Origin of the sequence: Paenibacillus tundrae, from assembly GCF_030812775.1 — a bacterium.
Taxonomy (GTDB): domain Bacteria; phylum Bacillota; class Bacilli; order Paenibacillales; family Paenibacillaceae; genus Paenibacillus; species Paenibacillus tundrae_A.
Map to the genome: position 1 here is coordinate 90,001 of NZ_JAUSTI010000002.1, position 26,327 is coordinate 116,327.

A 26,327-nucleotide genomic window follows, 5' to 3' on the forward strand; every position below is an offset into this window, starting at 1 on the left:
CATTAAACGCAATCACAACTTTTAGTTTTATCGCATGCTCAATTTGTAGGTAGTGTAGTACATTTTGTTTTACAACAAGGAACGTTCAAAAATAAAATTGGCGATCTCTCCCCGATTGTATTCCGGGAAAAGTCGCCAATTAATGAAACTTCTCTTTTTTTGTTATCTAATTTCAAAGGGCCGAGAGATTAAACTTCTTTCACCAATCCTAGAACTTTATCGGATTTCTCCAGATCATGCTCAACTTGTTCGTCAATACTATAAGGATGATACATTTCATTTTTGATCATGTAATCAGCAATTTTTTGATGAGTATCAATCGCTGTATCAAGCTGGGATCTTAGCGCTTTCCGAACTCTGGGTGTAGCCGCTTCTGTAAGAGCAATCGCATAGGTACGTACTGCTGACTTAGCAGACAGAAGTAGATCAGTAGCAATTGCGAGATCATCCATTGGTTTAATAGCTTTAACCAGCATTTCTTTGGTCATCGTAGTAGACATCATTAGAACCCTCCTTATTTCAATAGAGATTTCAATTCTTCAATCGCTTTGAAAGAGTTGTCCAAATCATTTTCAATTAAGGATTTTAGTTTATCGTCTTTGACAAGTTCCAACATCGTCACGGCTTTCGTGGCACAAGATGTTTTGAGGGTTAACAACTCATGGATTTCAAGCTTTTCATGTACAGCGAGTTCTTTTGTTGCCATTTATCCAACACCTCCAAATATAGTTATATATTGATTTAATACCCAAGTTAATGAAAAAGAAACATATATAAAATTAGTGATACTACATTATTAGTCGGTTAACATTACTTATCGCTCGCTTTTCCATCAAGATCATGATGAAGCTCTGTGGCTGGAATGACAGGGTCGTAGACTTGTCCTTTTGGAACGGGATTGGAAATGTACACGAAGTCTCCTGTACCATCTGGCGCACTTCCTTTAGCCCATAAACCTTCGCTTGATTCGTTGCCTTCGGAGAGATTCCAGAACTCATAGGCTTCTGGCTGAGATTCAAGTTCAGCCTCTGGTGGGAAAGAAGCTGGTACTACCACTCCGTTCTTTTCTTCCAGTTCCTGGATGGCTGCCATCCATTGATATTGATGATACCGGTCACGCGCCAACATTTTGCGGAACGTTGCACGAACACCTTCATCGGTTGTCATGTGATACAATCTCGCAACCTGGAGACGGCCTTGACTTTCGGCATGTAGGTTAGAGCGCATGTCTGCAAGAAGGTTACCACTGGCTACAATATATGATCCATTCCAAGGTACGCCGGTAGAATTTGTAGGTAAACCGCCCAGCCCGCTGACAAGTAGGTGTTGGGGGTTGATTCCACCCATGATCGCTGCTGTTACAGGATCTTCAGCTGCTTTTTGTTGTTCCTCCGGTGATGCACCATCAAGAAGTTGGCTAATCAGTGCGCACAGCATTTCAACGTGTCCGATCTCCTCGGTGCCGATATCCATAAGCATGTCTTTGTATTTTTCCTCGCCTCGACAATTGAACCCTTGGAAAAGATACTGCATCATGACCGTCATTTCCCCAAACTGTCCACCCAATATTTCTTGAACCTGACGAGCAAATACGGGATCCGGGCGGTCTACTTTTACTTCGAATTGTAATTCCTTCTGGTGTCTAAACATATGAATCCCTCCATTGGTATGGTTGATAACTTCTAAGTTTATATAACCTACCTGTATGAATATAAACAGAGGGTACAACACTCTCTCTTAGCTACTGACCCACCCTCCACAAATATTTCCACTTCTCTATATTCCAGAAATTTTCAACGGGCATAGCTCAGGTATGTATGATTTAAACGCTTATTATCATTATCAAGGTAGCAAACAAGATACGTAATATTGATCTATTCATATTTAAGAACTTTTCAGAGCATGATAGATGAATGGAGTTACTTAACTAACAAATATTACAAAAAAAATGTAAAGTGGGTTTCTTATGAGCTTCTTTCAAAAATTAAAGAACTTTAAATCTTCTGATGGGAACCGGAAATATTTGAATAATCACTCCAGTAAAGAATGCCCCCAAGACCATCCAGATGTTCCGGAATTGAACACTTTGAATTGGATACAACAAAAGTTAGGCGATAGCCCTGATGTAATGATTCGTTCCCTTTCCGGTTTTAAAGAACAGACCAATATCGATGTGACCATCGTTTACATAGATGGACTTATAGATCAACAGTTACTGACTACGATGCTAGATGTTTTAGCGAATAGTCCCATTAGCTCAGAAGATGATCCGATAGCATGGATTAAAAACCACCTACCGATCGGAAGTTTAAAGTCAGTTGATAAAAATCAACTTTTGGTATCTGTACTTGAAGGCCAGGCAATCATCCTAGTCGGTGAAGGAAACACCGTATTTACCGTTTCCATTGGAGGTGGGGCTCGAAGATCTATTGAGGAACCTACATCCCAAACTGTACTACGCGGACCTAAAGAAGGATTTACTGAGGACATTTCCACAAACATGGCTTTATTACGCAGAATTTTACGTACACCAGATTTGCGCTTTGATCCTCTAACGATAGGTGAATATACAAAAACTAAGGTATCTGTAGCATTTATTCGAGGAATTGCTGAACCAGAGATAATTCTTGAAGTAAAAAAAAGACTTCTATCCATTGAGACAGATAGCATTCTTGAAAGCGGATATATTGAAGAGTTCATACAAGACGGAGTGTATACGCCATTCCCAACACTTATGAACACTGAACGTCCAGATGCAGTGGCTGGCGGATTATTAGAAGGATTAGTTGCGATAATCGTTGATGGGACTCCCTTTGTTCTACTAGCTCCTGTAACTTTTTTTCGGTTCTTTATCTCCAGTGAGGATTATTACCAAAGGTATGATATCGCCTCATTTTTACGGATAATTCGCTTCTCCTCTTTCTTAGTTGCTCTGCTGTTACCCTCTATTTTCATTGCTGTTACTACGTTTCAGCAAGAGATGCTACCAACAACGTTATTAATCAGTCTAGCTGCCCAGAGGGAGAATACACCTCTTCCTGCACTCATTGAAGCATTTTTAATGGAATTGACATTTGAAGTGATTCGAGAAGCTGGGGTGCGTATGCCACGTGCTATCGGACCAGCAATTTCAATTGTTGGAGCTCTAGTACTAGGACAGGCAGCTGTTCAAGCAGGACTTGTATCTGCAGCAATGGTCATTGTCGTTTCCTTTACAGCTATATCAAACTTCGTGATGCCAGCCATCAACATGGCCGCCGCGGTACGTCTATTGCGTTTTACCTTAATGTTACTGGCAGGGTCTCTTGGATTATTTGGCATTTTAGCTGGGCTGGTTCCCATCTTAGTTCACTTGGTTTCCCTACAAACATTCGGGGTTCCCTACCTTCTTCCAGCGGCGCCGTTCAAACTTCAAAATATGAAGGATCTTGTACTACGCTTCCCTTGGTGGAGCATGCGAACAAGACCTGCATTCATTAGTCATAGGAATCCTGTAAGACAAGGATCTAATCAAAAACCAGATCCTCAGTTAACACGTGATGAAAGGGATGAAGACCAATGATAATCAAGAAGATATACCTAATGGGTTGTATTTCAATGCTCCTCACGGGGTGTTGGAATCGGACTGAGCTCAATGAAATAGGTATTACTTCTGCAACGGGATTTGATCGTACAGGAAATGATTGGGTGGCCACGTATCAAGTCATTGTACCGTCTTCAATTACTTCCAACACAGGGGGTGGATCTGGGTCTTCCCAACCTGCAGTAAATGTATTCTCTTCGGTGGGCAAAACCATATCTGAAGCAGCCAATTTAACCAATTTAGAAAATCCCCGGAGACTTTATTTTGCACATAACAACGTTGTGGTTATTGGAAAAGATGCTATGGATCAGGGAATCAATCAACTAATCGATACGTATTTACGTACTTCAGAGTCACGCGAAACCGTCTGGTTACTGGTATCGGATCAACATGCTGGCACTATTCTTCGTAAACTGATTCCTCCTGAGAAAATACCTGGTGAGAGTATAGATCAAATCCTTCGTAAAGAAGCAGATACCTCATCTATATTCCCACCTGTTACGATATTCGACTATGCCAGTAAAATGAAGTCGGATGCCAAGGCCATTGGTATCCCGATTATAATGGTCTCTGGAAAAGGATATACGGAGAAAGAAAAGAAGTTGGATACCATGGATACGTATAAAAAGGTTTCTCAAGCTGACAAATTACGACTCACAGAACTCGCCATTATTCAAAATGGGCGTTTGGTCGGACATATGAATCAACATGAGAGTCGTGGTCTTAGCTGGATTACCAATAAAGTAAAAGGAACTGTCATTTCTATATCTACATCAGAACATAATCACAAAGAACTTGTTGCTCTTACCATCTTGAAGTCTAAAACCAAGCAACGTTTAGTTAAAAGCGGTGATCACTATGTGATGAACATTCATGTTAAAGCTAAAGCGAATATCAGTGAATCCGATTCAAAACTCAACTTATCAAAAGATACCATGGTCAAACAAGTTGAAGATCAAGCTGGGAAGGACATTAAGGAAGAGATAACTGCCAGTTGGAAAATCATGCAACGTCTTGGAACAGATTTAGGGGGATATGCTGATACAGTTCATCGTAAATACCCGAAACATTGGCAAGAGATAAAAGATGATTGGAATAATGAATTCAAAAAAATGAAACTTAATATTCACGTTAAAGTGATCATCAAGCGCCCCGGCATGCTGCAAAACTCGTTTAGCAATTTAGACTAAACGAAAAGATCCTATAGTGAGGAGATCCGTCTTGAGCAAATTAACCCCGAAATTATCTGATCTGGTTGTCACTTTCTGCGTGTTTGAAGTAGGGAGTACCACGTTATTTCTATTGGGAGGAAACGCTAAACAAGATGCTTGGATAGCAATGCTCATCGCTGCAAGTATAGGTTTTTTGCTTCTCTTAATGTATCTTTGGATACATCAATTAGATAAGGGCAAAGACTTATACGAGCTCCTACAATATTATATCGGCAAAATACCTGGCGGTGTACTCGGTTTCTTTTTCGCTATCCATTTTATGTACGAAACTTCCCGCAATTTACGCGACATGGGAGAAGTGACGGTTCTCACTTTATTAAATAGAACGCCTATCGCCTTTATCATGCTTGTGGCAATCTTAGTCGTTGGAAACACGGTAAGATATGGTCCTGAAGTGCTTATGAGAACCTGTACCTTCCTTTTTCCCATTGTTATTCTCAGTTACACGGTGTTGATCGTGTTAATCACTGCAGCGGGTCTATTACACGTTGAAAATATGCAACCCATTCTCGAAAAAGGCCTACCACCTGTATGGAGCGCAGCCTTCCCAGAGATCGTGTCCTTTCCCTTTGGACAGACGGTCTTGTTCTTAGTTTTTTTTAAAATCACCGAACATGATTCCAAATTTAATAAAGCTCTTTTAAGTGCATATGGTGTAGTCTCTATAATTTTAACCATAATAAATCAAATCAATATTATTGTTCTTGGCCCCTCCCTAGCTATTAATGCTTCAACCCCATTACTTGAAACCATCCAGCTCATTCAATTTGCTGGAGTTCTAGAGCGGATGGATGCCATTTTTGCACTAGTCCTATTTTTAGGTTTAGGTATCAAGATGGCAGCGTTTTTTATTGGTGCTGTAACAGGTTTAAGCCGGATCACAAACATCAAGTATAAATTACTAATCTTACCTACAGGCATAACGATTTACTTCCTATCCTTTCTGTCACCCAGGTATACAGAGTATATATGGCTGGGTCTGAACGTTTCAGTTAAGTGGGTCTCCCCTTTCTTTCAAATCCTTATTCCACTTCTACTACTGGCGTTTATGCTACTACAAAAAAAGAAAAGGTTAAGAGCAACTCAAAATACAGGAGAGGAGCGACAAAACCGTATTTGATACTTTACTGCCTAACGTTCAAAATCTCAGTGCCAACACGGATCGTACACCCAGCAAGTTTGAGTTAGCCATTTTTCCGCGTTCTTTGGTTGGCGTTATCGAATTTCAATCTTCCATCCTTTTAAATGCTCTGCTCCATAGATAGTCGCGTAGTTTTCAATGAATCGTTGTATTGCTGTTATCTGTTCTGACATACCTTTGTGATCTGCTCTCACTATAAACACAGGATCGATATTGTTCTCACTAAGCTGATTCATAAACCACGTTAGTGATTGTATATCCTTGTTTAAGAAAAAATTAAAAGGTCTTTCGAATCCAAAGACTTGGTACGGGCTGAGATCATGAACCCGAAGAACCTGATTGAAATTGGTATCTAAATTGCAATGAATTAAGTCAGTAATTCCAATCATATATACAGAAGTTGATCTCGGATCGTAATCCCCAAATAGATCAAGGTTTATCCATTTATTCGGTACATTGCTTACTGCTTCTTGACTGTGAAATAACTCTTTATGTCTTGGAAGAACGAATGCTGGATGAATGCTCTCTCTGAGGTGCTCCATCATCTCTTGCTTTTTTTTATTTTCATGGCGAAATTCTTTGGGTCCCTCTGCGAAAATCTTATTAAACTTCTGATAGAAATATCTTGGGGAAGAAAAGCCACTATCCATTGATATGTCCACGAGACTTAGATTTGTCGTTAATAATCGTTTTATCGCGTGCTCGATGCGTAAGTAATGGAGTAAATTTTGCAATGTATCTCCTATTAACAACTTGAATTGTGATGATAAATAATCTAAATTCAAATACTCATCCGTCATTGCGGCAATTTCATTCAGAGAAGCTTTGTTCGTGTATCCTTGGTTATTGAATAAATAATTATAGATTTTCCATATTCGTTGCAGCTTAATTGGGTTGCCTTCGAACATTCTTTTGACATCTAAATTCGTTATAAGCAGATCCAACAATGACTCGATTATATTCAATAAAGTCAAAAAGCGTAGCTCACTCTGGTTGTTTACTACTGGAGTTATTAGCGTGCAGATTGCTTCCGTTATTTCTTGGACTCGCTCCGAGCCTAAGTTTGTTCCAGGGCCAAATTCGTGTGCAAACCAGACTGTGGATAAATCTGAACAGTAATCCTTAGCAAATTCAGCATCAATATTGATAAGTAACACCAAATTCTCATCATGGGTATGTGACAAACGATGAACTTGATTGATATTGAAGATTTCTAGTCCACCAACACTCAATATCCTATTCTCGTCTGCGATGGCTACTTGAATGCTACCTTCCAATACGATAACTACCTCAATGGAATTACTCCAGCGAAACGGTTCATCTTTGATTCTTAAGAATTCCACTTTTAAGGGAGGACTTTGGTTCTGATTACTGCTCACCTTCATTCCCTCCTTTCAACTCAGTGACGATAATAAGCCACAGATATTATCTAAGAAATGTACCTTAACCTCTAAGAAATGTGAATTGTTCACTTGGCTTTTTTCTAGGAAAATGAGCTATAGAACAGTAATAAAATTTAGAATGCAGGTTAGGGGAGATTACCGTGGATCAAATTGAAATTACATCGAAGCTTAATCCTCAGCAACAAGCACAGGTGGCTCATTTATTTTACGAAGCTTTTCCATTGAAAGTAAAATATCTTTGGTTTTTTACCAAAACGAGAGAGCAAGCTGTTGAGCTATTAGCTCAATCTATTCAGTTTGAACAAGGCATCTATGCAATACGAAATGAAGAAGTCATTGGCTTTCTCGGATATAATCTAGGCAAAAAAGCCTTTGCACCTGCGAAATATAAGGCATTTCAAAAGGTTTATCCTCCATTCGCAGCGATGTGGCGATATTTCTTTTACACCATATATTTAAGGTTCCATATGTACAACGAGGATATATTACAGATTGACCCTATTGCAGTATCTGAAAAAGCGCGTGGTACTGGAATAGGTAAACTGTTATTAAAGGAGGTAGAACAGCTCGCAAAAACGATGCAAATTTCTAAAATAAATCTTGAAGTTGTTGATACGAATCCATCAGCACAGAAATTATATGAGCGTTTCGGTTATATGATCAAAAAAGAACTTACATCCGGCTTATTTACTGCAAAAGCAGGCTTCAAAAAAGTAATATTCATGCAAAAATGTGTAGAGATCAACAGTCACACCTAATCTCAAGACGTGCTAGCTTCATTTTGCAGCTTGTTCAATCCTTTTAGGAGAATGGTCGTCTTTTGAATATCTCCGCCACGATCAATAAAGGCTTTTGCTTCTTTTTAACATCGTAGGGTAACTGTATCTTAAAATACTCACACTGATCACCTGGGATTACTGGTTATGGATACAAAATCTCGATCTCCCCTGGAGCGTAGGATTGCTCTGCGTATTGCCCGCCCCATCCACATAGCAATTTCAAAATGGGTTCTAGGGATTGACCCAGCTCTGTTGTTGAATATTCCACTTTTGGCGGGACTTGATTGTACATTTTCCGATGAATTAATCCATCTGCTTCTAGTTCTCGAAGAGTTTGAATCAACATCTTCTGTGAAATGTTGTTCATGAGCCGCTTAAGCTCTCCCGTCCGTTTAGGTCCTTTTATCAAATAATATAGAACAAGTCCTTTCCACTTTCCTCCAATAACCTCTAATGTCACTTCCAGTTCACAGTAATACGTTTTCATATCATGCACCCTTTCTACAATCTATTATGGAGGAAAAGTTACTAGATGGATAGTACCTACTTTTTAGTGATATAGTCACCAAAAGGTGATAATTGTGTCATTACAATCAACTTTTTAAACGGAACGAGTGATGTTAATGATTGGTGTTCAATTGTTTGTTCATTCAACAAGTGAACTGGCGAAGTGGCAGGCGATTACGCTCGAAGAACTGCCTCAGAATGCTCTGGTCATGTACCCGAAGGTGGATCTAGGGGAGAGATTTGGTGGATAACGTTTGTCGGGAGCATGGCTTTGAGTTAAATACCGTCATGGCGGTAGGCTCCGCAGAGCAGATGGTGAATCACTAGAGTAGCCAAGTTAAACCATCGACTACACCCAAAAGAAAAAAAGCCGCTATATAGCGACTTGAATGGGGCAATTTCTTGACCCCCTCGACATCTGAGATTATTGCATTGTCATACCTGCTCACTCTAGAACTATTGAACTCAACATAATACCTTGTAAAAATTCATCAAGATGATCTGCAACTTTAGTAACTTCTTCAAATTCAGGTTCTTCTCCACGCACGATTGTACCTCTTTCCTTGGATAAATCAATGGCATAGAAGGAATAGCCCCCTTGCACGGAGATGACGATTGGCAGATAATGATCCCACCATGTCTTAATCTCTGATGTCCATTGATCATCTCCAGCCGCTGCCTCCAAGCTGAGTAATTCGAATTCGTTCCATTGAAATGCTGTATCTGTGCTATGATTATATTCATTTTCACACAGAAACCATGTCTGCTCACTAGGTGAGACACATTGTTTAACAACACGTATAAAATTTAAATATTCATTAGGAATATGGTTGTACCTCGTACTCACATTAGCATCTAAATTTATTTCATGACTCGACTCGGAGCGAATTGCCCAACCATTGGCTTCAGCCCAAAGTATAAATTCTTGGAATGTACTTCTCACAGTGCACCTTCTTCCTCCTAATAGACTCGCTTTAACTCTTGGAATTGGTTCACACTTATACGGTTGTCATTGTTGTCAATTTAATCCTCGTCTTCACTTAGATACACATATTCACCATCAATAAGCATTTGTAAATACGCATCAAAACTGTTCGCAATCACGGCATATTCATCTGGGTCATGCAAAAAGCGGATGATTTGACCCTTTACCCCGAGATCCGAAGGATTAAAATCAATATAAAGTCTTGATGTTCCTCCATTGTTCATACAATCTGAGAAATGAATATATTGGCCTGGAAGCAGCCCCTCTGAATTTATTTTAGGATCAACCGCCTCCTCGTCCTCTTCGTATTCCAATAGATAGGACACATCTTCCTCTTGTTTCGAACTTTTAAGCATTTCCTCGGTGGAAAGTAAATAATATGGATATCGACCTTCTTCAACATCAGAGCCTAGAATGCAGACCGTAATTTCTTTATCACCGTACTTCCTCCAATATGTACCATCTATATTTTCTAGTAAACGTATTAACGATTCTGGACAATCAGGATACTGTGCCCTCAATGTATCAATATCTTCTTGTGCAGCACCATGTGCTGTGTTTAGATCATCAAGCTCTTCTGCTGATAACCTTGCTCTTAAGCCATTTAGAAATTGGTTTACCAAATCCATGATATTGCCCTCCCAAATAAATAATAGAAATTCCGCTTAAATAAACAGATAAACTGAAGTCAGACTATTGTTTTGTTAATATCGTTTTGCTCTTCCATACCATTGTTTATATCAAGTCCAGTTTATCATTTTTACCTAGTAACTCTCCAGTTATATTGGCAACTTGATTGCAACTTAGCTAAACTTAGCTAACTTTACAAAACTTCAACAGGAACATGCTTTAATCCTGGTTCAGCACCAAAAACAACCGATAAATCTTATCGGCTGTCCATTAAAATTATGAAGTTATCGTGTACTTAAGTATGATTAGTGAATTGTCGGAACCATTCCACCATCCATACGGATCGGTGAACCTTTAAATGGTGTTGCGAACGGGCTGCAAACAAATGTCGTAAGTCTGCCGATCTCGCTTGGTCTGATGAAGCGTTGTAACTCCGATTGCGGAAGATTCGCGGCCATAAAGGTCTTCTCTTTTTCTTCAAAGGTCATGTTCTCATCTTGTATGACGCTCTCAATGATCTGTTGTACATTCTCTGAGAGTGTCGGCCCAGGCATAATCGTATTGACCGTGACTTCCGTGCCTACTGTTAATTTAGACAGACTCTTAGATAAAGAGAGTAACATGGATTTCGTTACAGCGTATTGCGGCATATATCCAGGCATCACCGCTTCTTCACTTGCAATAAAAATAATTCGGCCAAAACTGTTGTTTAGCATGGTAGGTAAATAAAATCGAGTCAGCGCGTCTGCGGATAGTACGTTGGTCTGAATGTATTTATCCCATACGGCATCATCTATATCATAATATGACATCAGCTCATAAATCCCGGTGTTATTGATCAGAATATCAACTTGTGGAAACTTCTCAAATAATGCTTCACGCTCTGCAGAATTAACAATATCAGCTGCCGCATTTTGAGGAGACGTAGTTGGATACGCAGACTTGATTTCATCTACAACACGCTCTACCTCATCGTAATTCCGTCCATTGATCAGTACATTTACACCTTCTTTAGCTAGTTCGATCGCAATGGCTTTACCGATCCCTTTCGTCGAACCTGTTACCAATGCTGTTTTATGATTCAATCCCATGTCCATGAAACCATTCTCCCTTGTCTGATCTAGTCGTCTGGTTCTCCTTGATTAATGAGTGTGTCCGCCTGAAAATGAAGGATAATCTCCTGAGTTTGCATCCGCCTCCGCATGTTCAATACGCCAATTGGCAGGTGTATCGCCTTCCCAAGTACGGAATGCGCGGTAAAATGAATTTTGATCCTCATATCCGATTAGAAATGCCACTTCCTTGATATCAAGTGATAAATCTGACAAATACCTCCGTGCTTGTTCATGCCTTGCTTGTGTGAGCAAATGGTTAAATGTCGTGCTTTCATCGGTTAGTCGACGCTGCAAAGTCCGATTGCTCATGCCAAGTTCTTTAGCGACCATGTGTATATCAGGACGTCCGGCGCTGAAGCTACGCTTCATAATCCATTTGACCATCTCCGACAAGGAACGATTTCCTCGATGTTCATGTAACGTGCGATCCAGTGCAGGGGTCAGAATTTCAAGTAACTCTGCATTATAAGAATGGAAAGGAATATCCAGATCCTTTCGATGTAAGGTCAATCGATTGCGATTCGCATCCGTTCGAACTCGGCATCCAAAGTAATCTTCAAGTACCTGTACATCTCCCATCGGCTGTGCAAACTCTACAGCTCTAGCCGTCAGATGCCGACCTGTTCCCCGTCGTCCCAATTCGAGCAGGAATGCTAGTGTAATTCCCACTAGTAAAGGCGGACAAGATTCATCAGTATCCAACCATTGCAGATCTAGGATGCAATCTTCCTCATCTTCAATGATCTTTAAATTTTCTGGAGGACACAGCTGTTTATATCGAGCCATCCGTTGCAGTGCATCGCGATAATCACGTGCGTGAAAAGTGGCTAATATAGGGGGTGGATATTTCGTTACCTCATATATAGTTGCAAGTTGTATCATGCCGTGAGCAATATCACCTGCGAGATCTGAATATGCCTGCCAGATTGCGTAATATTGAGTGATATTCACCGATGAATCGGAACTAACCGTGAGCGGTAAACCGGCCTTCCGTGCTACATCATATGAGTTAATGCCGATCTGACGTAGACCTTCCCAAAATCCCGAAGGCATCTTAATGCTTTCAAAGGAATCACTTTTCATTTATGTGCACCTCCTTCTGCTGATTGACAAACTCGGATGACATGCATCCTTCGCTGACTTACAAATACAATGATACTCCTAGGGTTCATATATGTAACTAGCATAACATGACAACCTACTAACACATTGCGCCATGCTCAATCTAATTATTAATTGAGGCATATAATGAGCGAATACGGTTAATTTCAAAGAAGTAATTGTTCTGAGTTTTGGACATCTTCAATCATCATGCGTATACAAACGTCAAGGGCTACACAAAAGGCTATCCCCAAGGATAGCCTTTTCTTCAGACCCAACTATGAATATGCTAATTTAATTATACTGCAATTCTATTCCGCAACTTAGTCAAATTGTCAGATAATCGTTCACGTCCCGTTCCAGATCTAATTTCCCTTCCTGAACTAATCGCATTACAGCTACAGCAAAAATCGGCTTGCTGACCGACGCAGCTTGGAAGAGCGTTTTTTCGGTGACAGGCTCCGGTTTCCCTGCCTCACATACCCTGAATCCCTGAGCCCAATCCAGTTTGAAGTCATGTATAACCGCAATAGATACCCCGGGCATGTTGTAGTATGTTATTCGATCTGCTAGCGTTGCTTCCTGACCGTATTAATTTCGAAGATGAGTTTCCGGTTGTAAACGCTTAATAATTGCTTCGTTTCGAATATAATTCCACGAGCCGGCCAGATTCCCCTTTACTAGTGAGCCTGTTCAACAAGAAAATCCAATTTAGTCGGCAACACCAGTAAAGAAGAAATTGCAGCTGCTCTTCATGCAGCGAAGATCGTCAATTTTCACTACATAGATGAGAGCCCCTATGAGGGGGATGAGCTGCAAATTGTGCAGACATTGAATCGAAATATGAAAGGTATACTGCAGTTCGATGCTGACGCGGTACGTTCAGCCTATGTCCAAGAACACGCGGTTCACGAGGAAGAATTCAGTCAAGTGTATGCTGTAGCTATTTCGATGGATGAGCCGTTGTTTAATGTGCTTCAAGATGGAAACATCGAAGTGTTTGTTAAACAAAAAAATGTTTATTTCAATGCGTCTCCTTTACAAGCAGATGAAACTACTAAGTTATACCTCATGCAAAAAGAAGATTCAGCATGGCGTATTCTCTCTATTACGAATTAACACTCCTTGAATATAAAAAGTCGTGAGTCTTAATGACCTCACGACTTACTTGTGATCCGATGATCCGAATACAACCACGCTGTAACATGCACCTATTGCCATCGTATGTACTTTTCTTTAAAGCTTATAACATGTGATCTTCTTTCTTTAATTTTCTGATCTGACTTAGCTCTTTCCTGATTTCTAGTAGACGTCTGTGCGGCATACTTGGTTCTACTGATTCAGCTTCTACATTTTTGTGTCGGATATCCAAATCATTTAATTGTTCCAAAGATGTTTTCTTGTTCGGAACTGAACTAACTTGACCTGTTCTAGCCTTGATCGATTTGGATCTCTTCGATTTCATAATCTGTTCAAATACGCTGTCTTCTTGAACCATTGTACATTCATCCCTTAGTCTGTAATGCTTCTATTGTAATCAATCCTTGACACTTTGCACACGATTAATTTGCAATCTCGTTCATTGTGTATCTTTCTTCTCTCTTATCTACTTTCAATGGTAGTAACAATTGACTTCTTATTCCGAATTATTCGCTTTCAGTTCAGAATAACGGTACAATTAACTTCAAGTTAACTTTAACTACGAAAGGATCATTCGATATGTATAGTATTAGTGAAATTGAGAAAATTACAGGTTTGCGTCCCTCCACCCTCCGTTATTATGAGCAAGAAGGCATCTTACCTCATGTTGAACGAAATGCTTCAGGTAGAAGAGAATACTCGAATGAAGTCTTAGAGTGGCTGGAGCTGGTTATCGCTTTGAAAGATACGGGAATGTCTATTGAAGATATTAAGGCATACACAGAGCTGATTCGACAAGGTGATCCTTCCCTGGATGCAAGAAAACAATTTTTGCTTATGCATAAAGCTAAGGTGGAACGTACAGTGGCAGAGACGCAATTCCATCTGGAGAAGATCATACGCAAAATAGCGATCTACGATGTTTTGATGCATAAGAAAATGAAATAAACTCCTGCAAAAGAAGTATCTAAAATGAGTATTGACTTCAAGTTAACTTTAAGATGTAAAGTATGATTATTAACTTGAAGGAGTGATTATAATGTCAGAACAAAAAGTATGGTTTATCACAGGGTGTTCAACTGGATTTGGTCGACACATCGCTGAGCAAGCGATTGATGCAGGTTATAAGGTCGTAGTAACTGCCCGTAATATTAATCAGATAACCGATCTTACAGTGGGGAATGAAAAACATGTACTCGCTCTCCCACTCGACGTTACTAATTCGGAGCAAATTCGTAATGCGATTGACCGTACAATAGAGAAGTTTAATCGTATTGATGTGCTTGTAAACAATGCAGGTGTCGGTTATTTCAGCTCTGTTGAGGAAAGCATAGAGGAAGAGACACGTAAAATGTTCGAGATTAACTTCTGGGGACTCATGCATGTTACGAATGCTGTACTTCCTCACATGCGTTCCCAAAAAAGCGGCCACATTATAAACTTCTCTTCCATTGGCGGTCTAACTTCCTTCCCAACTCTCGGGTATTATCATGCTACAAAATACGCCGTTGAGGGCATATCTGAGAGCCTCTCACAAGAATTGGCTCCCTTCAATATTCATGTGACATTAATGGAGCCAAGTGGCTTCCGCACAGATTGGGGAGGCCGCTCATCTGTCAAGACAGAGACAAGCATACCTGAACTTAAAGAATCCATTGTTGGACAAATGTTACAGGGTGTTCAGTTAGGGGCTGGTCAAGAAGCTGGAGATCCAGCAAAGGCGGCTGAAGCCGTTATTAAAGTTGTGGAAACTACAGAACCGCCTCTTCGTCTATTGCTTGGACAACAAGCTTACGATGCAGCAACCTATAAATTCAACAACATGCTCTCCAGCATAGAAGAATGGAAAGAAATTACTGTAAACGCGGATTACAAACAATAAGTTCAACGTTTTAAAGATTAAAAGAAAAAAGTCCCCTTTGCTAGATAGGATAAAGTTCATCTTCACAGATGTTTACTTGTACTTATCTACTAAAGGGGATTAAAAATTATCGGTTCATAATAGTCCGAGGAATGAGAGGGGGATTTTTAAAATTAAAGCAACTTAATGACCTCTTCTAGCTCATCCACCAAACCTTTTGCAAGTTCAAAGTTAGTATCTTTTAAAGCCAATTCAATTTTCATTTCAACTGCTTTTTTCTTTTGTTCAGTTTCTAAATAGTCTTTGTTGAAATGACTCGCATAGATCATCTCTCTAAATTCTTCAATACTCATTTTTCTAATCTTCTGATCCTCAATGATCAAAACATAATCCATGCCATTGACTACAGAATAAAAATCATGCGAAATCATGAGAATGGCGCCTTTGTATTCCACAATGGCTTTCTCCAGTGCTATTTGTGTATAGATGTCTAAATGGCTTGTCGGTTCATCCAGAAGTAATACGTTTGCTTTACTGGCAGCAACTTTAGCCAATTGAAGCATATTTTTTTCTCCACCGGATAAAGATTCTATCTTTTGATTCAGAATTTCTCCTTCAAAACCATAGTTTGAAAGATACGATCTAATCTCATCATACGTATCAAACCCAGCTTCAATGAATTCATCGAGTATGGTGTTCGAATCCTTTAGCATTTCACCTTGAACCTGAGATAAATAAGCCACGTTAACATCAGCATTGATTTCTATTGCAGCATGGTTATTTTTAAAGATGTCTCGAAGCAAAGTCGTTTTGCCGGTACCGTTTGCACCGATAATGGCTACTTTGTCTGTAGCTTTCATCTCAAAGCTAACATTATCCAAAAGCAACTCGTCATACGCAACGCTATAATTATTGACTTGTACAATACGGGTATTTTTGGGTTTATTATCCATACCAAAATGAATGTTCGGTTGCTTAATATCAACAAATGGCGCTTTGATTCTACGCGCTTCTAATCTTTCTGTGAACTTAACTCTAGCCTTTAACGCTCTCCCTCTCGATGCTTCTGAATCATTCGTTGCGATCTCTCTAAGGTTAATTACGATATTCTCGTTTCTCTTAATTTCTTCTTCTTCCGCGACTGCGATTTCTTGTAACTCTACTTTGGTCTGAAGCAGTGAGAAGTTATAATCGATATATCGTCCATCAAACTCTTGGATCTCCGTATCTTCAAGGTGGATGATTTTGTTGAAACAATGATTCAACAGGTATCGGTTGTGCGTAACAACTAGCAGCATACCCTTGTGGGAATTAATAAGTTTTTTAAGTGCATTTAGATTTTCAAAATCCAAAAATACATCTGGTTCATCCATAATCATCAAGTCTGGACGATGGAGCATTTCCTTCATCACTTGAATCAATTTGAATTCTCCACCACTTAAGGAGGCAATGTTAAGATCTTTTAGCTTCATGAGGTTAGCCAGGTTTAGTTGCTTATTAATGTTGTTTTCGAAATTATCCCCGTCCATCGACTCGAACGCGTCTAACGCCAATTGAACCTTTTCCATCAGCGAGTCCATATCCGTTGCGGTTGCCATTTCATCATAAATCGACGTGATTTCATCTTGGAGCTTGATAAATTCTTCTGCGATAAATTCAAATACAGTCATTTCTTTCGCTTGGTCTTCTTGCAAAAACTGACTTACATACCCGATTCTATACTCTGGGTCTATCTCCAACTTGCCATCGTATAAATATCGTTCCGGATCCATCAGAATATCAATCAGCGTACTCTTGCCACTACCACTCGTTCCGATAAAAGCGCAATGGTGTCCTTCTTCTAATGTAAATGAAATATGGTTATATAAATCTTTTTGCGGAAATGAAAAGGATAAATTATCAACTGTTATCATAGTGTTACCTTTCTTTCTATCTATAATGGTGACTATTATTCAATGTCTTGTGAACACAGACTTTTAGAGTAACACTGTTTCACCCCAAGTACAATTCATTTTTAGCCCCCGTTTAGGAGATTTGTCACGTTGACTTATGCTTGATTCCTCATTATAATTCGGACATCGAGAGCCTGTCAGGCATGGCTTGCCACCAATGCTTGTTGGAAAGAATTTAGAGAGCTTTCGAGGAATGAAGCTGGCTCTATAAATAAACTTAAAAGTGAAAGATGTGAAGGTAATGAATAAGGAGAAGGTATACTTTGGTAAAGAGATCGAAGTCATGTTTAATTCCGATGTCTGCATTCATTCCGGTATTTGTGTGAAAGGTCTCCCTGGCGTTTTTAATCTAAGTAAACGTCCTTGGGTTGATCCAGATGCTGACACTTCCGAGGCCATTGCCCGGCATATTGACACCTGTCCAAGCGGAGCATTGACGTATAAACGTCTGGACGAAAAAAATTCAACAAAGAAAGAGGATGAACATGCATAACGTAGAACATGAACCTGCAAACAAAAGATTTCTTATTCAAGATAACGGTGACATTGCTGCAGTGATGACGTATGTGATCTCAAGTCCGGAGCTCTACATTATTGATCACACTTTCGTTGAAAATGCTTACCGAGGTCAAGGTCTTGGTGATAAACTGCTCCAGGCGATGGTAGAATACGCACGGGAAAATGGTATTAAAATTTTACCTTTATGCCCTTTTGCCAAAGGACGTTTTGAACGTATTTCTGAATACGCGGATGTTCTTAATAAATAATAACTAATCACGTATGGACGACAATTTCTCCATAAGCCAGTTTCCTTTCTCACCAAATTTTAGATGGAGATTCAAATCCGTCAAACGCTCTCATACGAAGCAAATATAAAAAGGTGCTATCCCTCAAATTAATGAGGAATAGCACCTTTTTATATAACATTAGTATACTTCAGTTGTAGCTCTAATCACAACATCTTAATGGAATGCCTCAAGCATTACAGCTACTTTCGTACCGTCACTTGTAATGGATATGATCTGGTTTCCCCTGAAGAGTTACGAAGTACAGCTTCATACTCGTAGCTTCCAGGTGATCTTCCAGAAATAGCAGTAACTGCAGACTGTGCGTTAGGTGTATGCGATTGTAATGATTGCGTATCGATCAGGACACCATTTTCATACAGCTCATATTCTGTAGCATTGGTTCCCCACCATAGATTCATCGTGACATTAAAGTTACCATCACCGTCCCAGTTGTCATTCGACAGAACAGCTTGCCCCGGGGCAGCATCTGTAACGACAACTGTCAGGGGAACACTCATGGTCGTACCCAATGAATTGATCAATTCTCCAGTATAAATATAATTTCCATTTTTCTTCCCAGTAATGTCTACTTTAACAGACTGAGCAGATGGCGATTGATCCACCAGGGAAACTTCCTTAATCAACTCACCATTCTCGTACAGCTTGAACTGGTTGCCATTATTGCCCCACCACAAATTCATCGTAATAGTGTAGTCTCCATCCTTGAGTCCTGTGTCGTAACCGTTATTGTCCGACAGTACCGGTGTCCCAGGAGCTCCGTTGGCTAGTGGTGTTCCTTGATGGAGCCATTCCTCCCACTTAAGCAACACATTAACCTGTTCATCGGTAAAAACGGAGCCTCTAGCTGCTTGAACATCATTACCATAGGATGCAAGTAATTGACGTGCTTTTGCTCCTTCACGATTGTTGGCAGCCTGTTGCGCTTGTTGTAACGTGTTTACAAGCTGATCAGCAAGAACGCTTGCATTAGGATCACTCGATTCATCAGCAAAGGAGTTCGTCAAGTTAATCAAGCTGTCGAATGTAGCAATTACTGCAAAGCTATATTCTACTGTCTGTTCCCAACCCGCTCTATCGGAGACGGTTGCCGTTACCTGGTTCAGGCCGGGTTCCAATGTGTAAGCTGGAGTATCCAGAAGCACACCCTCCGGTTCTATCACACCGGATACCGCATCCGAGGCTGTATAACCAATTTCCACGTGCTGATCAATCGTGTACTCCGTTTGACCATGAACTTCGATGGTTGGAGGAACGAGATCAATAGATACGGTCAAAGACTGCTCATTTTCCTTGTTGCCGTCGACGTCGACGCTCCAGTAAGTGATCGTGTGTGTACCTTCTTCAGTTAGAGTCAGCTGTGTACCACTCACTGTCTCGCCACCGTTAATTTGATAATAAGTTCCTTCGACCTCGGAATCTTCGTCACTTGCCGTAAAGGTTACTTGTACTGGAGAAGTATACCACCCGTCATATTCATCCCCTTCCACGGTTACCGTGGTATGCGGGGCTTCCTGATCCGGATTTTCTCCTTCCAACTTAACGTGAGCTGATAGCGGAATATTCAATTCCTTCACAAGACCTGCCACAAGTTCAGATACTTTGATTGCACCGTTCATCTGCAAATGTGTATTGTCTTCTGTTGTGCCTACCCACATAAATATTGATTTCGTTCCTTCTGTGCCAAGCTCTTGGAAATACTCCCAGCTAGCTTGGTTCAGATCAATAATGAGCGTTTCGGTCTCCTGTGCCGTTTCCTTCATCGCCTGTACGTATTCTGGGAAGCTCTTGTTCAGCACCTCTCCAGTGAAATCACGACGGTTGACTGGGGTGACCAGAACCGGAATCGCTCCTCTTTGCACCGCACCATCAATATATTCTTTTAGATATACCTTAAACTGCTCCGGCGTGAGATAACGCTCTGGACGGGACGGTGTGGAATCGTTATGGGACCACTGCATGAACAGATAATCACCTTCACGAATGTCAAGCAAAAGATCATTTAGATATCCGCCTACGAGGAAGGTCTTACTGCTCAATCCTCCAACTGCCCGGTTATCAATGCTGACTTCATTCTGGTCAAAATATTGACCTAGCGTTTCACCCCAGCCTGCTTGTGGACGATAGTTCTCCGCGTAATTGGCCACGGTGGAATCACTAGCCAGATAGACTGTAGGCTTATCATTTGCACTTTGATCTGGCAGACGCTCCAGTTTCAACGCATTGATTTTCGGCGCATTTCCAGTGAAATTAAAGTTAAAGATTCCATCAATCAGGGCAATGTCAAACGTTACTTCTTTAAAATCACCTTTAGCAATGGTTGTGAGTGGAAGTTTGGTCATCTGCTCTACAACGACATTGGCGCTGGTCGTCTCTTCTGCATCACCGATGGTCATCGTTACACGGTAATTAGCAGGTTCCATTTCCACCAGGAAAGAAGTACCGTTTACTCGAGTAAAGTCCTCTTTGAGCGGATCCCCAGTTTCGCGATTCTCATCTTGTGTCAATGCAGTATCAGCAAAGCCGTACTTGTTGCCTTCAATGTAAGCTCTCTTGGCATCTACCTTGATGTATCCTTCGGCAGCACTGCCAGAGCCAAAATCAAACTTGTACGCGTTGATCTCTTCGCCCGGTTCACTCGTCAACGAATCCTTCGCGACAGTTAACATGTTAAACGCATGGTCAATTTGAGCTTGGGTTGCTTCCGTATTAAAGATAGCTTCCGCTGATACCAAAGCCCGATTGAGCACTTCTTTCGAAGCCTCTGTATATGCTGACAGATCAAGAGCCTTAACTTCATCGTACAGATCAACTAAGGCTGTCTGATCGCCGCCCTCTGAATCAAGCTGCGTTCCTTCAATTCGCACATTATCAATCTGAGTAGTCCAGTTCAGCGTACCTCCACCGCCTTTTCTCGTACCAAGGAACCGAATAGCTCTGACGTTATCTGCATATGCGATGGAACTCATAGGGATATCTTGGATCGTCTGTGTGACGGTCGGATCCGCCTGATTCGTTAATGTCAGATCCAATGTTTTCTCGGCAAAATTAACGGATGCTTCCACATTGACCCATTGGTTCTTGGAGATCTCTGTAGCCGTTCCCCCTTCAGGTATGGCCGTATCGCCCGTACCATAATCCGGGTTATATGCACCGACAAAATAATGAATTTTCGTGCTTCCGGTTTTTGTAAACAACGTGAATAGAGCATTTTCGTTCGAATCTTGCACCGTGAGGTGACCTTCAGATGGATAGGCACTCACATTACCGGATTGCCAGTCAAAGTTCACGTCCACTTTATCGCCATTTACGGCATCGAACAGACGGAACACTTTCGCCCGATGGCCTGATCCAGAACCTGTGACCGACAGTACCTTATTTCCTGACTGTTCAACCACCGTTCCCGCCATAGTTCCCGCAATACCAGTTGCGTTCACCATCGCATACTGATATTCCGCTGCGGCGCCTTCAAAATCCTCTTCATAGAGCTGGATTTCCGGCTCAGGTTCGGGTTCAGCAATATCCGGGTCAATGACCAGGGAAGAAATGCTAAGCTCCATGTCTTTCACCGCGCCGGCAACCAATCCAGCAATTCTCTGCGCACCATAACTGCTGAAATGGGTGTTATCGTTGATTCCATTCGGGTATTTCGGATATTCACCTGGATTAGCATATAGGAATACTTTCTCGGTAGCTGTATTACCAATTTTGTTGAAGTACGCAATGCTTAATTTGCTGAGATCAATCAGCGGCACATTCAGCTCCTGCGCCACTTCTTTGGCTGCTTGCACATATGCCGGGAAGCTGACGTTGAACTCCTGAGTTAACGTATTAAAATCTCTGCGTCCAACCGGAGTGAGCAGTACCGGTGTAGCGCCGCGCTGTTTCGCACCGTTCACATAACGGGATAAATAGATTTTATAGTCTTCTGGTGATGCATACCGATCTGGTATACCTGCACTAGCGTCATTATGACCAAAAGAAATGAAGAAGAAATCCCCTGGCTTAATGCGCTGCAGAATCGTATCTAGACGACCATCTACCATGAACGATTTACTGCTTCGTCCACCGATTGCATCGTTCACAATCACTGCCCCATTAGAGAAATAACGTCCGAACTGTTGACCCCATCCCTCTTGCGGAGCTTGCATTTCACTATAAGATTGCATCGTTGAATCACCGGCCATATAGATCGTCGTTGCTGTACCGGCCTCTTTATCTGGATATTTCTCAATAATGATGTCTTGGATATCTATGGCTGTACCTGTAAAGAGAAAATCAAGCTGCCCATCCACTAAGGCAATATCATAAGAGTACTCCAGCGGCTCTCCTGCTTTTACATTGGTTACAGCGAGCTTTTGGACAAATTCAGATTTAACTCCCACGTTGGAGTCATGCGTATCGCTACCCAATCGCAGCGTTACCTTATAGTTCGCATTCGGCAGATCAACGGCAAATGTCGTGCCTGCCGTAACGGAAACTTCGTTAGAACCTACGTTAACATTGCTGATATCTGTGAACCCATATCCCGTTTCTTGTGTGTAAAGTGTGTCTTGAATGCCCGTACTTTCAGAAGCTGTGTCTGTACCAAAATCAAAACGGTATACGGACTCCAGCATTTCCGCTCCGCGAGTCAGTGTCAGATCAGCTTTAGGAAATGAAGTTGACTCTGATCCAAGATAAAAACCAGTATGCGGTGGCTGGTTGTAGGATACATTTTGCCAAGCTACGCCCAGTCGATACACAGGATCCTGCATCAGTGTAGGGATGCGATAGTCTGTAGGAATGGTCGTCGTATAGAGACGATATTCTGAACTATCTTCACTCCGCAGCAGAATTTCCTCACGCCAATCCCCCAGAATGTCCGCCTGAAGCGCAGGATTTCCTTTGGTATGGTTGTTCGTTAATGTACCGGTCGCCCGGAAGATTTCATTAAGCTTTTTGTTTTCGTAATCCCATTTGTAAATGAGCGGAATTCCTCTAGCTGTACTGTTATCCCACTCATGGTCAAACAGTTCACGCTGAAGATCTCCATCCCACCAGATCGCAAAGTTGGCGGTTTTTGGTCCTTCTTCAGCAGTGTAGATAGGCTCTCCAGCCGCCGAGTAAGTACTGGTTACGGGTACACTTTGTCCGTTAGTAACCGTCGTTGCCCATGATTCGTATCCCGGATGGTTTGGATCAATGTCTGCCGACATCCCGCGGCCTGTGTCAAAACCTGTTTTCTCTCCCCAGAGAATTTCACCTGTAGCAGCATCACGCATCTCCAGTCCGTAATCAGCATTGGAATGCTCGTGCACACTTACGACCTGGTGACCCTCACGGTTCGGATCGAGCTTGCCCGCGTGCATAGCGTCACCGTGACCGAGTCCGGTACTATACATCAAGCTGCCATCATCGTCTATCGCTAAGGCGCCGAACATAATTTCATCCTTGCCGTCATTATCGGCATCAAGCACACTTAGGTTATGATTACCTTGTGCCTGATATTGCGATCCTGCCTCGTTGGTGTCAAACCTCCAGCGCTTGACGAGTTCTCCGCCAACATAATCATACGCAACAAGCACCGTACGGGTATAATACCCACGGCTCATGACAACGCTAGGGTTCGATCCGTCCAGATAAGCAATAGCACCCAAGAAACGGTCTACACGGTTACCATAACCATCGCCCCAATCGCTGACATTTCCTCTCGGAGGATCATAATCGACAGTGGATACGGCAGCTCCGGTCTCACCGTTAAACAGCGTGAGATATTCTGGGCCTGTCAGTATGTATCCGCCTTCATTACGGTGATCTTTCGTTCCATCGCCGATGACCGTCCCTTTCCCGTCAATCGTGCCATCTGCCGTTTTAACAACAACTTCGGCTTTTCCGTCGCCATCCAGATCGTATACCATTAACTGCGTATAATGTGCTCCGGCGCGGATGTTGACTCCAAGGTCAATCCTCCACAGCTTCGTGCCGTCTAATTTGATCGCATCAATATACACATTGCCGGTATAGCCTGCATGTGAGTTGTCCTTGGAATTGCTCGGACTCCACAGGAAGACGATCTCATATTCACCGTCACCGTCCAAGTCTGCTACGGAAGCATCTCCCGCATAGTAGGAGTAAGTTCCACCGTCCTTGGTTCGGCCGTCAGCCGGTTTATCAAGTGGAATCGGTAGATATTCGTTATGCCAGACCGATACAACTTCCGGCTCCATTTGTTCCTTGCCCGCAATAATCGTAGAAATCTGATATTGTGAGCTGTCAAAGCCAGTTGTGTCCACATAGTTTGTTACATCGCTTATTGGCGACGTATTTACTTTCGTTCCGTTTTTATATATGTTGAAAGCGATCTCATCAGGATCATTGTTTAAATACCTCCAGCTCAGGAAAACGCCGTTGTCTACGAGAACCGCAACCAGACCTCGGTTCAGATACTCCCCCTGGCGGCCCGTCTTGATGTCGGATGTCTCTGCGCGTGCCGGAGCGGGAGGTACAGCCAATGAAATAACCATAAGGAATGCTAGAAAAGATACAAATATCGATTTCTGGATGGAAACAGTTCTTCGGTTCATCGGATTAGCTCCTCCTTTATCCAAAAATTCATCATTTTAAGAAATCTGCCCTATTGTTGTAAAATGAACACTAACTACAGTCACCACCCTTTCTCATGTTACCGCTTACATTTATCTTACAGGTCTAAAAAAAGACAGACAATCTAAAAAATGTGACGTATTATATAACATAATTGACTTTTTTAGGTAGGGGTGAAGGTATGAACCATACGGTCTCTTATGCTTTTCGTAATGACGATACATCAATCATGACACTAGACTCGATTGGATGGCAGATCGTCTCAAGTGAAGAATATCGTTGTCCAAGTGATGACAGACCGGATCCGGGGCATGTTGTTTTTCAATACACCCTGAATGGTCAGGGTTACCTGGATATTGACAATCAAACACTTCCCTTACCTAAGGGACACGCACTACTCGTCAAAATATCTGGTGAGCATTGCTATTATTATAAGCAAGAGAACAATGAACCCTGGGAATTTATTTGGATTAACATTCGTGGAGATGAAGCCAATCGAATATGGGATATGATTCATGATAATGAGGGGCACGTCATTTTGCGAAACGCGGACTCTCCCTTAATTCAAGAGTTGTGGCAGATCATCCATTTGATTCATCAAGAGAAAGTGACTGACAAGTATCGCCTGTCCATGCAAGTCTATCAGTGGCTGCTTCTCTTAGTGCAATCGAGTCGGGATGCGGAGAGAGATATCGGTCTTCTTTCAATAACAACAATCGAGAAATGTAAAAAGTTCATTCGAGAAAATTATGCTTCCCCATTGACGTTGGATATGCTAGCCAGCTATTGCGATATCAATAAACACTATCTCTGCAGGTTATTCCAGAAATCAGAAAAAACATCTCCGTTAGCCTATCTCAAAGACAGACGGATTGAAGTCGCTGTTCGACTACTCCGTACGACAGAACTTCCGATTTCCCAAATCGGCCAACAATGCGGATTTGAGAGCCCTAGCTATTTTGGCAAAGTCTTTCGGCAATATATGTCCATGTCACCCAAAGAATATCGCATGAATAAATTAGCCTTTCCATATGAGGCTATCTATTATGAGTAACTCCTTCTGCACTTGCATAAGGCTCTCAAGTACTCAGAAGTTTGGCACGCTAGTTTTACAATGCTATAGCATTGTAAATTTGATCTATACGACTCTCAAGAGATTCGAACTGGACGAATCTACCTTCCCTGAACAGCTCTTTTTGCTCATAGAACATAATTAATGTTGGAACGGAGAAAATTAAAAATTGCCCCGCTACCTCTGGTACCTGCTGTGCATCCACTTGCACTAATTGTATGTGAGGATAGTTTGTCAGCAATGTCTGTAATTTAGGGAGAATGGCGTGACAGACCGTACACTCTTCTTGTGAAACATATAGTAGAACTAAGGAATGAAGTTGCAAGCATGTATCAATCTCTTCGATCGAATTGAATATTTGATGATTGATCTAGATCAAATCCTTTCATAATTAGCTTGAGTATATCATTTTCATGATTCACCCGATTCCTTCAA

25 protein-coding genes are annotated in these 26,327 nt (G+C 41.5%); 11 read left to right on the forward strand and 14 right to left on the reverse strand.

Features of this window, described 5'->3' with window-relative positions:
* Positions 1-188: 188 nt before the first annotated feature.
* The 3 genes from J2T19_RS03675 to J2T19_RS03685 form a co-directional block, all read right to left on the reverse strand.
* Entirely contained in the window at positions 189-500 is a 312-nt protein-coding gene (locus tag J2T19_RS03675; protein ID WP_307213297.1) for a spore coat protein, read from the reverse strand.
* 14 nt (positions 501-514) lie between these two features.
* Positions 515-706 (reverse strand): spore coat protein, encoded by a 192-nt coding sequence (locus J2T19_RS03680; RefSeq protein ID WP_307213300.1) that lies wholly within the window; start codon positions 704-706, stop codon positions 515-517.
* Between the two features lie 104 nt (positions 707-810).
* Positions 811-1,650 carry a manganese catalase gene (locus J2T19_RS03685; RefSeq protein WP_307213302.1) on the reverse strand — a complete coding sequence of 280 codons (840 nt, stop codon included), beginning with the start codon at positions 1,648-1,650 and terminating at the stop codon, positions 811-813.
* Between the two features lie 316 nt (positions 1,651-1,966).
* On the opposite strand from J2T19_RS03685, the gene J2T19_RS03690 reads away from it, so the two are divergent.
* Genes J2T19_RS03690 through J2T19_RS03700 form a run of 3 tightly spaced genes read left to right on the forward strand, consistent with a single transcriptional unit; the run spans position 1,967 to position 5,935 of the window.
* A complete protein-coding gene (locus tag J2T19_RS03690) occupies positions 1,967-3,562 on the forward strand; it encodes a spore germination protein (protein ID WP_307213304.1) in 1,596 nt (531 codons plus the stop codon).
* The gene (locus J2T19_RS03695) at positions 3,559-4,773 is read left to right on the forward strand and encodes a Ger(x)C family spore germination protein (protein WP_307213306.1); all 1,215 of its coding nucleotides are present in this window, start codon (positions 3,559-3,561) and stop codon (positions 4,771-4,773) included. Before J2T19_RS03690 ends, J2T19_RS03695 begins: the two co-directional genes overlap by 4 nt.
* A gap of 31 nt (positions 4,774-4,804) precedes the next feature.
* Entirely contained in the window at positions 4,805-5,935 is a 1,131-nt protein-coding gene (locus J2T19_RS03700; protein ID WP_307213307.1) for a GerAB/ArcD/ProY family transporter, read from the forward strand.
* Positions 5,936-6,030: 95 nt separating this feature from the next.
* Here J2T19_RS03700 and J2T19_RS03705 read toward each other — a convergent pair whose 3' ends face one another.
* Positions 6,031-7,335 carry an AraC family transcriptional regulator gene (locus J2T19_RS03705; RefSeq protein ID WP_307213309.1) on the reverse strand — a complete coding sequence of 435 codons (1,305 nt, stop codon included), beginning with the start codon at positions 7,333-7,335 and terminating at the stop codon, positions 6,031-6,033.
* A gap of 164 nt (positions 7,336-7,499) precedes the next feature.
* Between J2T19_RS03705 and J2T19_RS03710 the strand changes: the two genes are divergently transcribed.
* Complete coding sequence (locus tag J2T19_RS03710) at positions 7,500-8,117, forward strand: GNAT family N-acetyltransferase (protein ID WP_307213310.1); 618 nt, start codon at positions 7,500-7,502, stop codon at positions 8,115-8,117.
* Positions 8,118-8,280: 163 nt separating this feature from the next.
* Here J2T19_RS03710 and J2T19_RS03715 read toward each other — a convergent pair whose 3' ends face one another.
* The gene (locus tag J2T19_RS03715; RefSeq protein ID WP_239291904.1) at positions 8,281-8,625 is read right to left on the reverse strand and encodes a winged helix-turn-helix transcriptional regulator; all 345 of its coding nucleotides are present in this window, start codon (positions 8,623-8,625) and stop codon (positions 8,281-8,283) included.
* Between the two features lie 136 nt (positions 8,626-8,761).
* On the opposite strand from J2T19_RS03715, the gene J2T19_RS03720 reads away from it, so the two are divergent.
* Complete coding sequence (locus J2T19_RS03720) at positions 8,762-8,896, forward strand: hypothetical protein (protein ID WP_307213312.1); 135 nt, start codon at positions 8,762-8,764, stop codon at positions 8,894-8,896.
* 194 nt (positions 8,897-9,090) lie between these two features.
* Here the strand turns inward: J2T19_RS03720 and J2T19_RS03725 are convergent, their stop codons facing one another.
* The 5 genes from J2T19_RS03725 to J2T19_RS03745 form a co-directional block, all read right to left on the reverse strand.
* Positions 9,091-9,588, reverse strand: a complete 498-nt coding sequence (locus J2T19_RS03725) for an SMI1/KNR4 family protein (protein WP_307213314.1) — start codon at positions 9,586-9,588, stop codon at positions 9,091-9,093.
* A gap of 80 nt (positions 9,589-9,668) precedes the next feature.
* Positions 9,669-10,259 carry an SMI1/KNR4 family protein gene (locus J2T19_RS03730; protein WP_307213318.1) on the reverse strand — a complete coding sequence of 197 codons (591 nt, stop codon included), beginning with the start codon at positions 10,257-10,259 and terminating at the stop codon, positions 9,669-9,671.
* A 306-nt stretch (positions 10,260-10,565) separates the two neighbouring features.
* A complete protein-coding gene (locus tag J2T19_RS03735; RefSeq protein WP_307213321.1) occupies positions 10,566-11,357 on the reverse strand; it encodes an SDR family NAD(P)-dependent oxidoreductase in 792 nt (263 codons plus the stop codon).
* Positions 11,358-11,402: 45 nt separating this feature from the next.
* Positions 11,403-12,458: an AraC family transcriptional regulator gene (locus J2T19_RS03740; protein ID WP_307213323.1), complete on the reverse strand. Its 1,056-nt coding sequence runs from the start codon at positions 12,456-12,458 to the stop codon at positions 11,403-11,405.
* Between the two features lie 345 nt (positions 12,459-12,803).
* Positions 12,804-13,037 (reverse strand): serine hydrolase domain-containing protein, encoded by a 234-nt coding sequence (locus J2T19_RS03745; RefSeq protein ID WP_307214017.1) that lies wholly within the window; start codon positions 13,035-13,037, stop codon positions 12,804-12,806.
* 282 nt (positions 13,038-13,319) lie between these two features.
* On the opposite strand from J2T19_RS03745, the gene J2T19_RS03750 reads away from it, so the two are divergent.
* Positions 13,320-13,595, forward strand: a complete 276-nt coding sequence (locus J2T19_RS03750; protein ID WP_307213324.1) for a hypothetical protein — start codon at positions 13,320-13,322, stop codon at positions 13,593-13,595.
* 124 nt (positions 13,596-13,719) lie between these two features.
* Here J2T19_RS03750 and J2T19_RS03755 read toward each other — a convergent pair whose 3' ends face one another.
* Complete coding sequence (locus J2T19_RS03755) at positions 13,720-13,974, reverse strand: hypothetical protein (protein ID WP_307213326.1); 255 nt, start codon at positions 13,972-13,974, stop codon at positions 13,720-13,722.
* A 221-nt stretch (positions 13,975-14,195) separates the two neighbouring features.
* Here J2T19_RS03755 and J2T19_RS03760 point away from each other — a divergent pair, with 221 nt between their 5' ends.
* Both J2T19_RS03760 and J2T19_RS03765 read left to right on the forward strand, forming a co-directional pair.
* Positions 14,196-14,564 carry a MerR family transcriptional regulator gene (locus J2T19_RS03760; protein WP_307213328.1) on the forward strand — a complete coding sequence of 123 codons (369 nt, stop codon included), beginning with the start codon at positions 14,196-14,198 and terminating at the stop codon, positions 14,562-14,564.
* A gap of 91 nt (positions 14,565-14,655) precedes the next feature.
* Positions 14,656-15,498 carry an oxidoreductase gene (locus J2T19_RS03765; protein ID WP_307213330.1) on the forward strand — a complete coding sequence of 281 codons (843 nt, stop codon included), beginning with the start codon at positions 14,656-14,658 and terminating at the stop codon, positions 15,496-15,498.
* A 152-nt stretch (positions 15,499-15,650) separates the two neighbouring features.
* On the opposite strand, the gene J2T19_RS03770 is transcribed toward J2T19_RS03765, so the two are convergent.
* Complete coding sequence (locus J2T19_RS03770; protein WP_307213331.1) at positions 15,651-17,390, reverse strand: ABC-F family ATP-binding cassette domain-containing protein; 1,740 nt, start codon at positions 17,388-17,390, stop codon at positions 15,651-15,653.
* 280 nt (positions 17,391-17,670) lie between these two features.
* Between J2T19_RS03770 and J2T19_RS03775 the strand changes: the two genes are divergently transcribed.
* Positions 17,671-17,922: a (4Fe-4S)-binding protein gene (locus J2T19_RS03775; RefSeq protein ID WP_307213332.1), complete on the forward strand. Its 252-nt coding sequence runs from the start codon at positions 17,671-17,673 to the stop codon at positions 17,920-17,922.
* A complete protein-coding gene (locus J2T19_RS03780; protein WP_307213333.1) occupies positions 17,915-18,196 on the forward strand; it encodes a GNAT family N-acetyltransferase in 282 nt (93 codons plus the stop codon). The genes J2T19_RS03775 and J2T19_RS03780 overlap by 8 nt, the downstream gene beginning before the upstream one ends.
* Positions 18,197-18,417: 221 nt before the next feature.
* On the opposite strand, the gene J2T19_RS03785 is transcribed toward J2T19_RS03780, so the two are convergent.
* Positions 18,418-24,801, reverse strand: a complete 6,384-nt coding sequence (locus tag J2T19_RS03785) for a rhamnogalacturonan lyase family protein (RefSeq protein ID WP_307213334.1) — start codon at positions 24,799-24,801, stop codon at positions 18,418-18,420.
* Between the two features lie 200 nt (positions 24,802-25,001).
* On the opposite strand from J2T19_RS03785, the gene J2T19_RS03790 reads away from it, so the two are divergent.
* Positions 25,002-25,874, forward strand: a complete 873-nt coding sequence (locus tag J2T19_RS03790) for a helix-turn-helix transcriptional regulator (RefSeq protein WP_307213335.1) — start codon at positions 25,002-25,004, stop codon at positions 25,872-25,874.
* Between the two features lie 55 nt (positions 25,875-25,929).
* Here the strand turns inward: J2T19_RS03790 and J2T19_RS03795 are convergent, their stop codons facing one another.
* On the reverse strand, positions 25,930-26,217 hold the full coding sequence (locus J2T19_RS03795; RefSeq protein WP_307213337.1) for a thioredoxin family protein: 288 nt from the start codon (positions 26,215-26,217) through the stop codon (positions 25,930-25,932).
* Between the last annotated feature and the right edge of the window lie 110 nt (positions 26,218-26,327).

Coding starts and splice junctions, on each gene's coding strand:
- J2T19_RS03755 (WP_307213326.1), bottom strand. CDS start 13,974: ATGGTTCAAGAAGACAGCGTATTTGAACAGATTATGAAATCGAAGAGA.
- J2T19_RS03675 (WP_307213297.1), bottom strand. CDS start 500: ATGTCTACTACGATGACCAAAGAAATGCTGGTTAAAGCTATTAAACCA.
- J2T19_RS03770 (WP_307213331.1), bottom strand. CDS start 17,390: ATGATAACAGTTGATAATTTATCCTTTTCATTTCCGCAAAAAGATTTA.
- J2T19_RS03790 (WP_307213335.1), top strand. CDS start 25,002: ATGAACCATACGGTCTCTTATGCTTTTCGTAATGACGATACATCAATC.
- J2T19_RS03730 (WP_307213318.1), bottom strand. CDS start 10,259: ATGGATTTGGTAAACCAATTTCTAAATGGCTTAAGAGCAAGGTTATCA.
- J2T19_RS03775 (WP_307213332.1), top strand. CDS start 17,671: ATGAATAAGGAGAAGGTATACTTTGGTAAAGAGATCGAAGTCATGTTT.
- J2T19_RS03760 (WP_307213328.1), top strand. CDS start 14,196: ATGTATAGTATTAGTGAAATTGAGAAAATTACAGGTTTGCGTCCCTCC.
- J2T19_RS03780 (WP_307213333.1), top strand. CDS start 17,915: ATGCATAACGTAGAACATGAACCTGCAAACAAAAGATTTCTTATTCAA.
- J2T19_RS03765 (WP_307213330.1), top strand. CDS start 14,656: ATGTCAGAACAAAAAGTATGGTTTATCACAGGGTGTTCAACTGGATTT.
- J2T19_RS03735 (WP_307213321.1), bottom strand. CDS start 11,357: ATGGACATGGGATTGAATCATAAAACAGCATTGGTAACAGGTTCGACG.
- J2T19_RS03695 (WP_307213306.1), top strand. CDS start 3,559: ATGATAATCAAGAAGATATACCTAATGGGTTGTATTTCAATGCTCCTC.
- J2T19_RS03750 (WP_307213324.1), top strand. CDS start 13,320: ATGAAAGGTATACTGCAGTTCGATGCTGACGCGGTACGTTCAGCCTAT.
- J2T19_RS03685 (WP_307213302.1), bottom strand. CDS start 1,650: ATGTTTAGACACCAGAAGGAATTACAATTCGAAGTAAAAGTAGACCGC.
- J2T19_RS03740 (WP_307213323.1), bottom strand. CDS start 12,458: ATGAAAAGTGATTCCTTTGAAAGCATTAAGATGCCTTCGGGATTTTGG.
- J2T19_RS03680 (WP_307213300.1), bottom strand. CDS start 706: ATGGCAACAAAAGAACTCGCTGTACATGAAAAGCTTGAAATCCATGAG.
- J2T19_RS03720 (WP_307213312.1), top strand. CDS start 8,762: ATGATTGGTGTTCAATTGTTTGTTCATTCAACAAGTGAACTGGCGAAG.
- J2T19_RS03785 (WP_307213334.1), bottom strand. CDS start 24,801: ATGAACCGAAGAACTGTTTCCATCCAGAAATCGATATTTGTATCTTTT.
- J2T19_RS03715 (WP_239291904.1), bottom strand. CDS start 8,625: ATGAAAACGTATTACTGTGAACTGGAAGTGACATTAGAGGTTATTGGA.
- J2T19_RS03690 (WP_307213304.1), top strand. CDS start 1,967: ATGAGCTTCTTTCAAAAATTAAAGAACTTTAAATCTTCTGATGGGAAC.